Genomic DNA, 14,536 nt, shown 5'->3' with positions numbered 1-14,536 from the left:
TCTACTCTTTAACCTCAAATTTATATCCGATGCCCCACACAGTGGCAAGACTCCAGTTGGCCGTGTCCTTGATTTTTTCCCGGAGGCGCTTCACATGGACGTCCACCGTCCTGGTGTCACCGATGTATTCATAGCCCCAGATATGGTCTAAAAGCTGCTCCCTGGTGAAAACCTGGTTAGGTGAGGATGCCAGGAAGTATAAAAGCTCCAGTTCCTTTGGGGGCATATCCACCGGCTGGTTTTTATAGAGAACGGAATAATTGGACAGATTTACCACTAAGTCCGTGTACTCTACGCATTTGATATTTACCGTAAAGGCCTCTGTCTTGGGAGCGGGCTGGAAACGTCTTAAAACCGCTTTTACCCGGGCCACAAGCTCCTTGGAGTCAAAGGGTTTCATAATGTAATCGTCCGCCCCCAGCTCAAGGCCCAAAACTTTGTCAAAAATTTCTCCCTTGGCGGAGAGCATGATAATGGGCACATTGGATTTGCCCCGGATTTCCCGGCACACTTGATAACCGTCAATGCCCGGCAGCATTAAGTCCAGGAGAATTAAATTGGGGGCGTACTGTTCAAAAGCAGACAGGGCTTCTTCCCCGTCATTTACGGTTTTGGTGTCGAAACACTCTTTTGTAAGGTAGAGAGAGATTAATTCGGCGATGTTTACATCGTCATCTACAATTAAAATTTTCTGTTTTGCAAGCATGTCTATTCCTTTCTCTTATTTAAACTCTGCTATGGTAACCCCGGAATCCCCCTCGCCGAATTCACCAAGGTGATAAGTTTTTACATATTTCTGCCGTTTCAAATGCTGCTGTACGGCCTTCCTTAAGGCTCCTGTCCCCTTGCCGTGGACGATGCGCACAGAGGGAAGGTGGGCGATATAGGCGTCGTCCAGATACTTATCCAAATGTGCTAAGGCTTCGTCCACCGTCATGCCGATGAGGTTGATTTCCGTGGACACGGAGGAGGACTTTGACATTTTAATTTTACCTGTCCCCGATTTGTTAAACTTTTTGGAGGAGGGGGAAGTCTCATCCTCTAAAAGCACTAAATCCCGTATATTTACCGTGGAATTTAAGATGCCCATCTGTACGGTCAAATCTCCTTTTGCATTGGGAAGGGAACTTACGGTGCCTTTTAAATTCATGCTTAAAACTTTTACGGAATCCCCGATACGAAGGTTTTTGGGTACTTTGTTGTTTGCGGGGGGTTCCTTTTTGGCGGCAAGCTGTTTTTCATGTCCAGACATTTTATCCCGGAGTTTGGCCCGCTCTCTTTCCATCTCGCTGGCGGGGGCGTGAATCTGGCCGAATTTATTGAAATTGCGGATGCTTTCGTCCGCTATGTCTTTCGCTTCTTTTATGATATTGTAAGCCTGCTCGTTTGCCTCCCGCAGAATTTTTTCCCGGCTCTGGTCGATGCGCTCCTGCTTTTGTTCCAGTTTCTGCTTTAAGGAGGAAATTTGTTCTTTGTAGGCATTAATTTCCGCCTGTTCCTTTTCGATGGTGACCCGGCTGTTCTCCAAATCGGAGATTAAATCCTCAAAACTTGCCTGGGATTCGGTGATGCGGCTTTTGGCATCCTCAATTAAATCTGCATCCAGGCCGATTTTCCCGGAAATGGCAAAGGCGTTGCTCTTTCCCGGAATCCCGATTAAAAGCCGGTAGGTGGGGCTTAATGTCTCCACGTCAAACTCGCAGGAAGCGTTTTCCACTCCCTCTGTGGAAAGGGCAAAGACTTTGATTTCGCTGTAGTGGGTGGTTGCCATGGTGCAGACATTTTGGTTATGGAGCCTTGTTAAAATGGAAATGGCAAGGGCGGCTCCTTCCGTTGGGTCTGTTCCGGCGCAAAGCTCATCAAAAAGCACCAGGGAATCCTGATCTGCCTTTGACAGGATGGAAACAATATTGGTCATATGGGAGGAAAAGGTGCTTAAATTCTGTTCAATGCTCTGCTCATCTCCGATATCTGCAAAAACGTTTTGAAAAACCCGAAGCTCTGAGCGGTCCCCTGCGGGGATGTGAAGCCCGGCTTGGCCCATAAGGGTGAGGAGCCCCACGGTTTTTAAGGAGACGGTTTTGCCCCCGGTATTTGGCCCTGTAACAATTAATAGGTTAAAGTCATCCCCAAGGATTACGTCAATGGGCACAACCTTTTTGGGGTCTAACAGGGGATGGCGGCCTTTGCGGATATGAATCCTTCCCCCGGTGTTAAATACGGGGGAAACGCCGTTGTGGATTTTTGCAAGGCAGGCCTTGGCAAAAATGAAATCCAGCTCTGTTAGAAGTTCATAGTCCTGGGCCAAAGCGGTCTGGTATTCAAAAACCTGGGCGCTTAAACCTGCAAGGATTACTTCAATCTCTTTGGCTTCCCGCAGAAAAAGCTCTTTTAATTCGTTGTTTAAGTTTACCACGGAAGCAGGCTCGATAAACAGGGTGGAACCGCTGGAGGACTGGTCGTGAACCATGCCGGGAACCTGGTTTTTTGCCTCCGCTTTCACAGGAAGGCAGTATCTATTGTCCCGCATGGTAATTACGGCATCCTGGAGATACCCGCTGTTTCCCGCCTGGTTCATTACTTTTGTCATCTGGCTTCTAATCCGCTCATTCATGCCCCCGATTTGGCGGCGGATGGATTTTAAGTTGCTGCTGGCGTCGTCGCTTATTTCCTCTTCCGATAAAATACAGCGTTTCAACTCTTCGTTTAAGGGGGTAAGAGGTTCGATGCCGTCAAATAACCCGTCTAAGGAGTCTGTTTTCTCCTCATCTCTGTCCCGCCTGTTGTAGGCCTTTACCCGTTTTGCCGTCTCTAAAAGGGAGCTGATTTTAAGGAGTTCCCCTATACTTAAAGTGCCGCCGATTTCCAAACGTTTTAACAGTTCCCCAATGGGGTGGATGCCGGAAAATGACAGGCTTCCCTTGGCAAAAATACGGAGCAGGGCTTCGTCCGTCTGTTTTTGGGCAAGATTTATCTGCTGGATGTCTGTCATGGGGAGCAAATTTTGGCACCGTTTCTTGGCCTCCCGGCTGAAGGCAAACTCTGTTAATTTTTCGATAATTTTATCGTATTCTAATGTGCGTAACGCTTTTTTTTCCATAATATTTCCTCAATATTTCTTTGTTTTTCTACCAACCATTATAACGCATCATTCCGGGGTTGGAAAGTAAATCTTGCATATCTTTCACACACCATTTATAATAGAAGGTGACGCAGCTGTTATTTTGTATGCAGATACGAAGGAGCGGTAAGTGTATGGGAGATCAGGAGAAGGAAAGCTTTGATTTTATCAGAGAAAAGATTAAAGAAAAACCTTTGAACAAAAAGCGGATGTTAAAACAGGGTGTCTTTACCGTGGCACTGGCTGTTTTATTTGGCGTGACTGCCTGTGCAGTTTTTACGTATCTGCAGCCTTTTATGGAAAATTGGATGCATCCCAAGGCCAATACGCCTATTACGATTCCTGCGGATGAATTTGCCACAGAGACGGAAGCAGCGGAATCAGAAGAAGAGGTGGTCCCGGAGCCCCCTGTGGCGGAGACAACCATTGTGAAAAAAGAACTGGAGCTTGCAGATTACCAGTCTCTTCAGAACAAGATTTATGCGGTGGGAAAAGAAAAAAACAGTTCCATCGTAACAGTAACCGGTGTGGTCAGCGATACGGATTGGTATAACAATGCCTATGAGAGCAAGGGGCAGGCCTCCGGTATTATCATCGGGGACAACAACAGGGAGCTGTTGATTTTGACGGAGCATAAAGTGATTAAAGAGGCGGAGGCAATCAGCGTTACTTTTATCAATGAAATGACATTGACAGCATCTTTGAAAAAGTATGACGGAAATACAGGGCTTGCCATGCTTTCCGTGCCCTTAGATTCCCTGGATGAAGCCACAAAAAATGCGATTACCTATGGAGTTTTGGGAAATTCCCTGTCTTTGGCCCAGGGAAATGTGGTGATTGCAGTAGGAAGCCCTCTGGGAACGAATTACTCAATCGCCGCAGGCAATATCACGTCTGTGAACAATGAAATCCATACGGTGGATAATACATACAAAGTGCTGACTACAGATATTGTGGGAAGCAAAAACAGCAGCGGCGCACTTCTGAATTTAAACGGTGAAATCGTTGGGCTGGTGATGCAGGATTACAGCAGCAACAGTGATGAAAATACCCTCATTGCCGTATCTATATCCGAGTTGAAAAAACTTATCGAAATGCTTTCTAACGGAAAGGACATTCCTTATCTTGGCCTTAAAGTGGTGACTGCCACAGAGCGGATTTCCAAGGAGTACGATATTCCCAAGGGAGTTTATATTAAAGAGGTGGTTTTGGATTCCCCGGCTCTTTGGGCGGGGCTTCAGACAGGGGATGTGATTACGGAAATGGACGGGGAGGAGATTGCCTCTGTGGATGCATATGAGGCAAAGGTTTTAAGTTTAGAGCCGGGAGACACCATAGAAATCGCCGTCAAACGCCAGGGACTGGATGAGTATTCCAGGGTGGAATGCACGGTGACGGCAGGAAAATTGGATTAGCGGGAAATTTTAGGAAGGAGAGGCCCATTTGGGCTGGGAAGAACATGAAGTATATTGAGATATTGCGGGAAGGGGAAAGGGTAAACGAAGTTTACCTTTGTAAACATAGACAGTCGGCCGTGACCAAAAACGGAAAGGCCTATGAGAATTTGATTCTGCAGGATAAAACCGGAACCTTAGATGCAAAAATCTGGGAGCCGGACTCCCAGGGAATCGATGATTTTGAAAGATTTGACTATATCAGCGTCACCGGGGATGTAACAAGTTTTCAGGGAGCGCTGCAGCTCAATGTAAAACGGGTGCGGAAGGCACAGCCGGGGGAGTATGAGCCGGGAGATTACCTTCCGGTGAGTTCCAGGGATGTGGATGAGATGTACGGTGAGTTAAAGGACATCATTTCTTCTGTGGAGACACCCTGTTTAAAGATGCTTCTCTCCAAATTTTTCCTGGAGGATAAAGAGTTTGAAAAACGTTTCAAATTTCACTCTGCGGCAAAAACGGTGCACCATGGTTTTGTGGGGGGGCTTTTGGAACATACCCTGGGGGTTACAAAACTCTGTGAGGCATTCTGCAGGCAGTATCCCATGTTAAACAGGGATTTACTCTTATCAGCGGCTATGTTTCACGATATCGGAAAGCTGGAGGAACTCTCTGTTTTTCCTGAAAATGATTACACGGATGACGGGCAGCTTTTAGGACATATTGTTATGGGAACAGAATGGGTGGGAGAGAAAATCCGGGAGATACCGGAGTTTCCCAAAAAGCTGGCCAGTGAATTAAAGCACTGCATTCTGGCCCACCACGGGGAGTTAGAGTACGGCTCACCGAAAAAACCTGCGCTTATGGAGGCTGTGGCCCTTAGTTTTGCCGATAACGTGGATGCAAAAATGGAGACATTAAAAGAGGCATTTGCCTCTATCCCTGAGGGAAATACCGAATGGCTGGGATATAACCGTCTTTTGGAGTCTAATATACGAAAGACCAGCAGGTAAACCTATGCAGAAAAATGATATGATAGAGCTTACAATTACAGATTTGTCCGTGGAAGGCTCAGGTATCGGGAAATTTCAGGGAATGACTTTTTTCGTAAAGGACACTGTAATCGGAGATGTGATTTTTGCCAAGATTATGAAGTTAAAAAAGAATTATGGATATGCACGTCTAATGGAGATAAAGGAGGCTTCGCCCAACCGGGTGGAGCCCCATTGTGTCTATGCAAGAGCCTGCGGAGGATGCCAGCTCCAGCAGATGTCTTATGAGAGCCAGCTTGCCTTTAAGGAGAAAAAAATCAGGGATAATTTAATCCGTCTTGGAGGTTTTTCCAAGGAGGAGCTTTATGAGGTAATGGAGCCTGTGGTGGGGATGGAACATCCCTTCGGCTACCGAAATAAGGCCCAGTTTCCTGTGGGATATGACAGGGATGGAAATGTGGTGACAGGTTTTTATGCCGGGAGAACCCACAATATTATTCCCAACACCGACTGTGCCCTGGGAGTGCCGGTGAACAGGATGGTTTTGGAGACTGTGCTCTCCTATATGAGAGCACAGAGAGTCAGCGCCTACCAGGAGGCCACGGGAAAGGGGCTGGTGCGTCATGTCTTAATCCGGTGTGGCTTTGACTCTAAAGAGATTATGGTGTGCCTGGTGATAAACGGAAGAGAGCTGCCTGGAGAGGGAAAGCTGGCAGAGATGCTAAAAAAAATTCCGGGCATGACGAGCATTTCCCTGAATGTGAATACCCAAAAGACCAATGTGATTTTAGGCAGGGAGACAAGGACAATCTGGGGCAGAGATACCATCAAAGACGCCTTATACCTCAGGAATGTTTCGGATTTTTCCAGGACAGGGAAAAAGACGGTGTATCAGATTTCTCCTCAGTCTTTTTATCAGGTGAATCCTTTGCAGACGGAGAAATTGTATTCTCTTGTACTGGACTATGCCGCCCTTACTGGAAAAGAGACGGTGTGGGATTTGTACTGCGGGATTGGTACGATTTCCCTGTTTTTGGCAGCTAATGCCAGGAAGGTTTACGGGGTGGAAATTGTTCCAAAAGCTGTGGAGGATGCCAGGAAAAATGCCAGGCTAAACGGCATTGGAAATGCAGAATTTTTCCTGGGGAAAGCGGAGGAAGTTCTGCCGGAGTTTTATGGAAGGGCTAAGGCTGGTGGCGCAAAAGAGGATATGCTGCACCCGGATGTGATAGTGGTTGATCCGCCCAGAAAAGGGTGTGATGAAAAATGCCTGGATACTATGCTTAAGATGAGGCCGGGGAGGATTGTGTATGTGAGCTGCGATTCGGCTACCCTGGCAAGGGATTTGAGGGTGCTTAAAGGCGGGGGTTATGAGGTTCGGAAAGTTCGGGGTGTGGACCAGTTTGGGGAGACGGTGCATGTGGAGACAGTCTGCCTTCTGTCGAGAAAAGCCCAATAAATCAAAGGATTTCGCCATTTTGGAAATAAAATAGATGTGTGTTTCTGTTTCCGTAGAGTGATGATATAACCGGATGTTTACCCCAGGGGATAGGCTTTTAGAAATGGGAGATATACATTTTGGCGAAAGGATACTTTTTCGAAAAAGAAATGAAGGACAGATTAATAAAATTATTTGGTAATGTAGCATAGGAGGAAATAGAGTGACTACTGAGTTATTGGAGATAATGAGAACTGATATAAAACGATGCGAAGATGCTCAAGCATCAAGCAATGGTACGCATAGTTTATATCAGGCACTAATTGCAAAATACAACGGTATATTTGAAGATTTTGGGAAGGATATACCGACATCAGGGAAAGCATGTGCTGTTGGTAGTGCGCTGAATTACAGACCAGAATTAAATGCTATCAAAGAAAAATTAGAATTGATTATTGCGACAGATAAAGAAAAAGATCCTTTATTTGATTTTAAATCTATGTATGAAGAAGATTTGGAATCTTTAAAACAAGCTATATCCGATTCTGCAAATGAGGTGACACCTGAAATCGCTAAACAGCAATTGTATAAAGATGTAACTGCAAAGTATGAAGCATATGTTCCAAAGCTTAATGCAGGATTATATGGATATGAGGAAGTGATTGGAATTTATGATGAAGTGGCCGGACAAGAACTGTTTTATGACTTAAGACAAATTTATAATAAAATGCTGACTTTTAAAGCATTGGGATATCCGGCACTTATGGAAACAATTCCTCAGAGCGTTCCAATGGTACAGATAACAAATACAAATGAAAACAAAGTTGATATTAATATTTCCTTTAGTGATGTAAGAAAAGAAATTGAGAATATGTCGGCGTTGCCAGATACCGAAATAGAAGAGATTTTGAATAAGATTAACGAATTAGAAAAAATCGTTAAATCTCCAGACCGCAAATCAAAAAAGTGGGAAAATGCAAAAGGAATTGTTAAATGGATTGCTGATAAAGGTGTTGATGTAGGAATTGCATTGTTGCCGTTGTTATTGCAGATTAAGTAGATATACATAGAAACGTAGCGTGAGGAATGTTGTAAAATGGGGATAAAACTATTACCCCACTTTGAAAACCCATTGCATACTTTCGCTATGCAGTATAAAATCAAAGTTCAAGGGAATATTGAGACTGTTTGTCTGCTTTCGAGGAAACCTTGATTTTCTGCGGTTTGTGGGATAATAAAGAAAGATAATGGACGTGTGTTTTCTGGTCTTTTGAATGAAACATTTGAATATTGAAACAGTGGGGTGGTTTGAAACCTTGCTGAATAATAGGCTTTTGCTAAAAGGTATTACTTTTGCGAAAATGTATGATACCTTCTGGCAGAAGCCTTTTTATATAAAGATAACTTGACTTCTAAATCTTACGGGTGTAATATTCAAGAGAGTATATTGTATTGTTGGAGAAAATTTTTTTACCCAAAAATCTTACAAATGTAATAATTAAAGTGCTGTACATTGAAAATCAGGATATTACCATATTAGAAAAAAGAACGGAGGTCTATATGAAAGAAAAAAGGAGAGGCATGGGAATGAGACTATGCATGATACAAATACTTCTGAGTTATACCATTTCGGGGTGCAGTGATATGCCCCCGGAAGAAATACAGGTTGATGATCCCTTCATTGAGGTTCAGGAGGCAACAGAAAATTCTCAGGAGAATGCGGAAGAAATTATAGAAATCTGTGTGGATCTTTATAAAGAAGCAGCAGAACAAAATAAGATAGCTGATTTGGAAATGATTCGAAGTATTGTTAATCGCCTTGGAGAAAATGGATATCCGGCTGTTGACAGCAGAAATCAAATTAACATGACGGAACCAGAGAAGGTAGTGGAATTCTGCGAAAAGGTGGATGCACAGGAGGAAGCAGAAATAACGATTCTTGAAGTCAGCTATTTGGGCGGATTTGTAAAATACGATTTGCACACAAAAGACGGAAATGTAGATGTGGTCAGAAGCTATTACAAGTATGAAAATGGAAATATGAAAAGAGAGGTTATAGGAAACTATCAAGCGGAGTATTGGAATTATACAGAAGAAGGTTACCTGATGTTTTCCGGTGTCTGGTTTTCAGAAGAATTGTATGTTCTTACGTTGAGTGGGGCAGAGGAGCATACCGCATTACGAGTACAGCCATTGGATGAAACATATAGGGTGTTGAGTCGGAAATACCTCCGCCCAATCAGCTTTGAACAGAATAATATGTTCATTGTAGATTGGAGCGAGGATGATTTTGGAGATTTGAATTTCTATGATATGTATGACATTCTTTATCCAAAAGTAAACGGTCAGTATGTTCCTTATGTTGCTGATGACAACTTATCAGTCAGTGCAGTTTATCAGATTCCAAAAGAGGAATTCGAAAGTGTTATTATGAAATATTTCAATATCGATAGCGAAACGCTACAATCCAAAACGGTCTATGATTCGGTGGATTCGACTTATGAATATAAGCCGAGAGGTTTCGAAGAAGTAGAATACCCGGAATATCCATATTCAGAGATAGTCGGTTTTACAGAAAACAGCGATGGGACAATTACACTTACAGCTAATGTAGTATTCCCTTATGCAGGTGATTCCAAGGTATATGCTCATGAGGTTGTGGTCCGCCCGTTAGAGGACGGAGGAGTACAATATGTATCTAACCGAATTATACCATCTGAAAACAACTACAGAGAAACTTGGCATACGCCACGGTTGACGTTAGAAGAATGGGAAGAATTGTACGGAGGCGAATAATGGAAGATGTGAAATGGCTGCTTAGAAGATGTGGACTTCCGATTTTGCTGCTGTTGTTTTTCGTGATAGCAGGAGTGTTCTGTTGGGGAAAACAGCATGCAGAAAAGCAAAAGATGGCAGAAGAAGTATGGGAGCCACCTGTAGAAATCGAAAATAGCGAAGCAGAAACAGAAGAAGCCGAGAATGCGGAAACTTCTACAGAGTCAGCATATTGGTTCATTCCGCAAGCCAGCGATGACCTCCTTTCAGAAGAGGAGAAGGAGCAGTTGCAGAGTACGGTTTTGTCAGCAGCAGAATCGGTCAGAGAAATCTATAAGGATATTGTAATTGCAGATGCACCAAGCTACTCTTCCGGTATTAACGAATTTACCAACGAGCAGAGGAAAGCCGTGGTGGAACAATTGGGCAGAAGCGGTTTAGTAAGTGTTGAAGAAGATAATGCTATGCAAAATCATGAAGCAATTGAAGCGTTTTACGCAGATTACTTGAATGGACAGGACTCGATGGTTACGGTATTTGAAGTGCATAGAGATGGACTGATTGGAGCAGTTACTTTTATTTACCGGAAAGGTGAGTTGCAGACTTATTATATAGGCGTTCGTTGGAAGGAAGGTGGAGTGCCTGAAATACAGGGAACTTCGGTAAGTAATGTGGCTGAAGTTAAACTTACTGAAAAAGGGTATTTTATCTACGCATATGAATATGTGATTGCACATGCAAGTTTGAGACAGTATTGGAGAATAGAACCGCTTCCAGAAGACTGCCAGGAACTGACGGAGACTGATGACAGAAAAAATAAAGGAGCAGATACTTGCTGTCAGGGCTACGGGGCGAACCAATATGTTTGACACGAATATGGTTCAGGTAATTGCAAAAGAGATGAAGTTTTATGAACTTGTGGTTTTTATTGAGGAACACAAGGGAGATTATGCAAAATTTATACTAACAGGCGAGTGTTAAATTTATACAGTAAAGGATTCCTACGGGAGTCCTTTTTTGATGCCATGAAACGGAGGTGAGGACAGTGGCACAGAGAGGACGTAAGCCAAAGCCAACGGCAGTAAAGGTGTTGGAGGGCAATCCGGGCAAGAGAAGCCTTAATACGGCCGAACCGAAGCCTGAAAAGAAAGCACCACGCTGTCCGTCATGGCTTGAGGATGAAGCGAAAAAAGAATGGAAGAGGATGAGCAAGCAACTGGAGCAGTTGGGGATTCTCACGGAGATTGATATGGCTGCCTTTGCCGGATACTGTCAGGCATATGCGAGGTGGAAAGAAGCAGAGGAATTTATCACGCAGCATGGAACGATTGTGAAGACTCCTAGTGGCTACTGGCAGCAGGTGCCACAGGTATCCATTGCACAGACCTATCTTAAGATTATGAAAAAATTTTGTGAGCAGTTCGGACTTACTCCTTCTGCGAGAAGCAGAATTGTTGCAGATACAGCTGAGGACAAAGAAAGTGATGCGATGGAACTTCTCTTGATTAAGGGAGGTGGCAGATAATGTATGATGTGACAAAAGCGGATCATGCGGTCAACTTTATCAATTGTCTGAAGCACACCAAAGGAAAATGGAGGGGAGTTCCGTTTGAACTTCTTTCCTGGCAGGATGAGATTATCCGCACACTATTCGGTACGGTTAAGGAAAATGGCTACAGGCAGTACAATACCTGCTACTGTGAGATTCCGAAGAAAAATGGAAAGTCGGAACTGGAGGCTGCCATTGCATTATATATGACCTGCGGTGACGGGGAATGGGGAGCAGAAGTGTATGGCTGTGCTTCCGACCGCCAACAGGCATCTATTGTATTTGATGTGGCTGTGGATATGGTGGATCAGTGTCCTGCTTTGAAAAAGAGAATTAAACCAGTGATGTCGGTTAAGAGGCTTGTGTATAAACCGACCAACAGCTTCTATCAGGTGTTATCAGCTGAAGCATATACCAAGCATGGTCTGAACGTACACGCTGTTATTTTTGATGAACTTCATGCACAGCCGAACAGAGAACTTTTTGACGTTATGACAAAAGGCTCAGGTGATGCCAGAACACAGCCTTTATATTTTCTGATTACTACAGCCGGAACAGACAGAAATTCGATTTGCTTTGAACAGCACCAAAAAGCTGTTGACATTATAGAGGGCAGAAAAATTGACCCGACATTCTATCCCGTGATTTATGGTGCATCCGATGAGGATGACTGGACGAGCGAAGCCACATGGTATAAAGCAAATCCTTCCCTTGGAAAAACCATCGATATTGAAAAGGTTCGAAATGCTTACATCAGTGCAAGGGAAAATGCAGCAGAAGAAAATATCTTCCGGCAGCTTCGATTAAACCAATGGGTAAAACAGTCCACTCGTTGGATGCAGATGGATAAATGGGATGCGTGTGCATTCCCTGTAAATGAGGAGGAACTTATCGGAAGAACCTGCTATGGCGGTTTAGACCTTTCGAGTACATCGGATATCACTGCATTTGTACTTGTATTTCCACCAAGAAATGATGAAGAAAAATACATCATTTTACCATATTGCTGGATACCGGAAGATAACATGAGACTCCGTGTCAGAAGGGATCATGTTCCCTATGATGTGTGGGCAGCAGAAGGGTGTCTTGAAACTACAGAAGGAAATGTCATTCATTATGGTTTTATAGAGAAATTTATAGAGGAACTTGGAACGAAGTACCATATAAAAGAAATTGCATTTGACCGTTGGGGTGCAACGCAGATGGTGCAGGATTTGGAAGGTATGGGATTTACTGTTGTTCCTTTCGGGCAGGGGTATAAGGATATGAGTCCGCCAACGAAGGAACTTATGAAGCTGACACTTGAGGAGCGAATTGCCCACGGTGGGCATAAGGTTCTCCGTTGGATGATGGACAACGTGTATGTCAGACAAGACCCTGCCGGAAATATCAAAATGGATAAAGAAAAATCCACAGAGAAAATTGATGCTGCAGTAGCAACCGTCATGGCACTTGACCGTGCAATCCGTAATCAGGGTAGCGAGGGAAGTGTATATGATGGCAGGGGAATTCTTGTTTTTTAAGAAAGAAAACCTCTCCGGCAGATGGAGAGGTTTGAAGGATCATGGTTGTGTTTATGTATCGGAATAAGAACTGCATTTTTCTTCCAACATTTTGAAATTACAGCATCTTGTAGCAAGGGAAGAATCCGGCTTGGCAATGCATTTCTGATATAATTTCATGGCTTTGTTTTGCAGAGTGTCTTGAACATTGTCAATTAGAGCTTTTTCTTTCTGGAGCAGGTAGACATAGTCTGTTTTTTCTTTTTCATTACTGAAAGAACGGAAGCTTTCTACCTGATTATATTTTAACTGTGTAAGACAGTTATCAGGAACCGGAATCATATTATTGATATTTAATACCGCATAAAGATATCCGGTGGATTCATCCTGGAGTTTGTGGAAATCCAGACTGTTGGACATCTTCTGATGTTTTGGTTTTGCAGAGGAAATAGGGACATAGTAGTGGAAATCTCCGATAGTAAGAAGAATTCCCACATGGAGTTTCAAACGTTCCCCATATTCCACATATCCGACACGGGAATCAAACTGTGTCAGGTAATTGATGTATTTTTTATCGACAACGTACCAATCCATAAAGCCTCCTGAAAAGTAAAAAAGCGGGTGGATTACTCCACCCACTGCTGTTAACCGATTGTTTTAATTGGACAATCTAACCGCTTTTAAACGAGCATTTTAACTGGACGCTCTAACCGCTGCACAGATATTTCTATCTGTGTTTTTATTATATGCAATTTACAGCAAAAAATCAATGCCTTTAATTGCTAAATTTTTATGAACTTTTTTCGATGTTTATAGATTCGATTTTATCACAGGCAGATACAAAAAGAAAGAGAGGGATAGCAGATGGGAATAAAAAGTTTGTTTGGTTTCGGTCAGGTGAGGGATAAGCCTGTACGGAATTACAGCAATGGTGAGTATACATTCAATTTCGGACGAAGCACCAGCGGAAAGAGTGTCAATGAAATGACTGCTATGCAGACCACGGCAGATTACGCATGTGTGAGGATTTTGTCAGAGGCGGTTGCATCGCTTCCAATTCATGTATACAGATACAAAGACGGTGGGAAGGAAATGGTTTGCGACCATCCGCTTTATACGCTGCTCCATGATGAGCCAAACCCGGAGATGACTTCATTTGTGTTCAGGGAAACGCTGATGAGTCATCTTTTAATTTGGGGAAATGCGTATGCACAAATCATACGAAATGGGAAAGGCGAGGTGCTTTCTCTGTATCCGCTTCTTCCAAACAAGATGAGTGTGGAGAGGGACAGTAATGGAGTGCTGTATTATGTGTATTCCCGTTATACAGATGAGAATCCCAACATGAAAAAGATGGGAGATATCATCTTAAGGCAGGAGGATGTGCTTCATATTCCCGGACTTGGATTTGATGGTCTTATCGGTTACTCACCTATTGCAATGGCAAGGAATGCTGTAGGTATGACAATGGCCTGTGAGGAATACGGTGCCAGCTTTTTTGCTAATGGTGCAAATCCCGGTGGTGTGTTGGAGCATCCGGGTGTGTTGAAAGACCCGGCAAAGGTAAGAGATTCTTGGAATGCAGTGTATCGTGGAACGACCAATGCCCACAAGATTGCCGTACTTGAGGAAGGGATGAAATATCAGCAGATAGGTATCCCACCGGAGGAGGCGCAGTTCCTGGAAACAAGAAATGGTGTTAGTATATAAGTGTGGACAGAAAAAGTTGAACAACCTATACTATCAAGTGAAAGAGCAAAGGAGA

12 protein-coding genes and 1 pseudogene are annotated in these 14,536 nt (G+C 43.6%); 10 read left to right on the top strand and 3 right to left on the bottom strand.

The features are described from left to right. Position 1: 1 nt before the first annotated feature. A complete protein-coding gene (locus D7Y06_RS08015; RefSeq protein ID WP_120407287.1) occupies positions 2 to 706 on the bottom strand; it encodes a response regulator transcription factor in 705 nt (234 codons plus the stop codon). A 15-nt stretch (positions 707 to 721) separates the two neighbouring features. Next, a complete protein-coding gene (locus tag D7Y06_RS08010; protein ID WP_120407286.1) occupies positions 722 to 3,100 on the bottom strand; it encodes an endonuclease MutS2 in 2,379 nt (792 codons plus the stop codon). A gap of 155 nt (positions 3,101 to 3,255) precedes the next feature. On the opposite strand from D7Y06_RS08010, the gene D7Y06_RS08005 reads away from it, so the two are divergent. From D7Y06_RS08005 to D7Y06_RS07965, 9 genes are all read left to right on the top strand, one after another. Then, entirely contained in the window at positions 3,256 to 4,536 is a 1,281-nt protein-coding gene (locus D7Y06_RS08005; protein ID WP_120407285.1) for a S1C family serine protease, read from the top strand. A gap of 44 nt (positions 4,537 to 4,580) precedes the next feature. Continuing rightward, entirely contained in the window at positions 4,581 to 5,528 is a 948-nt protein-coding gene (locus D7Y06_RS08000; RefSeq protein ID WP_120407376.1) for a 3'-5' exoribonuclease YhaM family protein, read from the top strand. 4 nt (positions 5,529 to 5,532) lie between these two features. Then, complete coding sequence (rlmD, locus tag D7Y06_RS07995) at positions 5,533 to 6,966, top strand: 23S rRNA (uracil(1939)-C(5))-methyltransferase RlmD (protein WP_120407284.1); 1,434 nt, start codon at positions 5,533 to 5,535, stop codon at positions 6,964 to 6,966. 202 nt (positions 6,967 to 7,168) lie between these two features. After that, positions 7,169 to 8,005 carry a hypothetical protein gene (locus D7Y06_RS07990; RefSeq protein ID WP_120407283.1) on the top strand — a complete coding sequence of 279 codons (837 nt, stop codon included), beginning with the start codon at positions 7,169 to 7,171 and terminating at the stop codon, positions 8,003 to 8,005. 500 nt (positions 8,006 to 8,505) lie between these two features. Further along, the gene (locus tag D7Y06_RS07985) at positions 8,506 to 9,741 is read left to right on the top strand and encodes a DUF6070 family protein (RefSeq protein ID WP_120407375.1); all 1,236 of its coding nucleotides are present in this window, start codon (positions 8,506 to 8,508) and stop codon (positions 9,739 to 9,741) included. After that, positions 9,741 to 10,589, top strand: a complete 849-nt coding sequence (locus tag D7Y06_RS07980) for a DUF6070 family protein (RefSeq protein ID WP_243119166.1) — start codon at positions 9,741 to 9,743, stop codon at positions 10,587 to 10,589. The genes D7Y06_RS07985 and D7Y06_RS07980 overlap by 1 nt, the downstream gene beginning before the upstream one ends. Further along, a complete protein-coding gene (locus D7Y06_RS07975; RefSeq protein ID WP_442970395.1) occupies positions 10,582 to 10,701 on the top strand; it encodes a DUF5049 domain-containing protein in 120 nt (39 codons plus the stop codon). Before D7Y06_RS07980 ends, D7Y06_RS07975 begins: the two co-directional genes overlap by 8 nt. 64 nt (positions 10,702 to 10,765) lie before the next feature. Next, positions 10,766 to 11,245, top strand: a complete 480-nt coding sequence (locus D7Y06_RS07970) for a phage terminase small subunit P27 family (RefSeq protein ID WP_120407281.1) — start codon at positions 10,766 to 10,768, stop codon at positions 11,243 to 11,245. After that, the gene (locus tag D7Y06_RS07965) at positions 11,245 to 12,792 is read left to right on the top strand and encodes a terminase large subunit (RefSeq protein ID WP_120407280.1); all 1,548 of its coding nucleotides are present in this window, start codon (positions 11,245 to 11,247) and stop codon (positions 12,790 to 12,792) included. Before D7Y06_RS07970 ends, D7Y06_RS07965 begins: the two co-directional genes overlap by 1 nt. Positions 12,793 to 12,843: 51 nt before the next feature. Here the strand turns inward: D7Y06_RS07965 and D7Y06_RS07960 are convergent, their stop codons facing one another. Next, the gene (locus D7Y06_RS07960; protein WP_120407279.1) at positions 12,844 to 13,365 is read right to left on the bottom strand and encodes a type III toxin-antitoxin system ToxN/AbiQ family toxin; all 522 of its coding nucleotides are present in this window, start codon (positions 13,363 to 13,365) and stop codon (positions 12,844 to 12,846) included. A gap of 270 nt (positions 13,366 to 13,635) precedes the next feature. Between D7Y06_RS07960 and D7Y06_RS07955 the strand changes: the two are divergent. Then, a pseudogene (locus tag D7Y06_RS07955) lies at positions 13,636 to 14,463 on the top strand (phage portal protein); the annotation flags it as partial. Positions 14,464 to 14,536 lie beyond the last annotated feature (73 nt).

This window comes from Roseburia sp. 1XD42-69 (genome assembly GCF_003612565.1).
In the GTDB taxonomy this organism is placed as follows: domain Bacteria; phylum Bacillota; class Clostridia; order Lachnospirales; family Lachnospiraceae; genus Roseburia_B.
The sequence above is the reverse complement of the archived record's forward strand: the minus strand, read 5'-3'. Positions and strand labels throughout refer to the sequence as shown.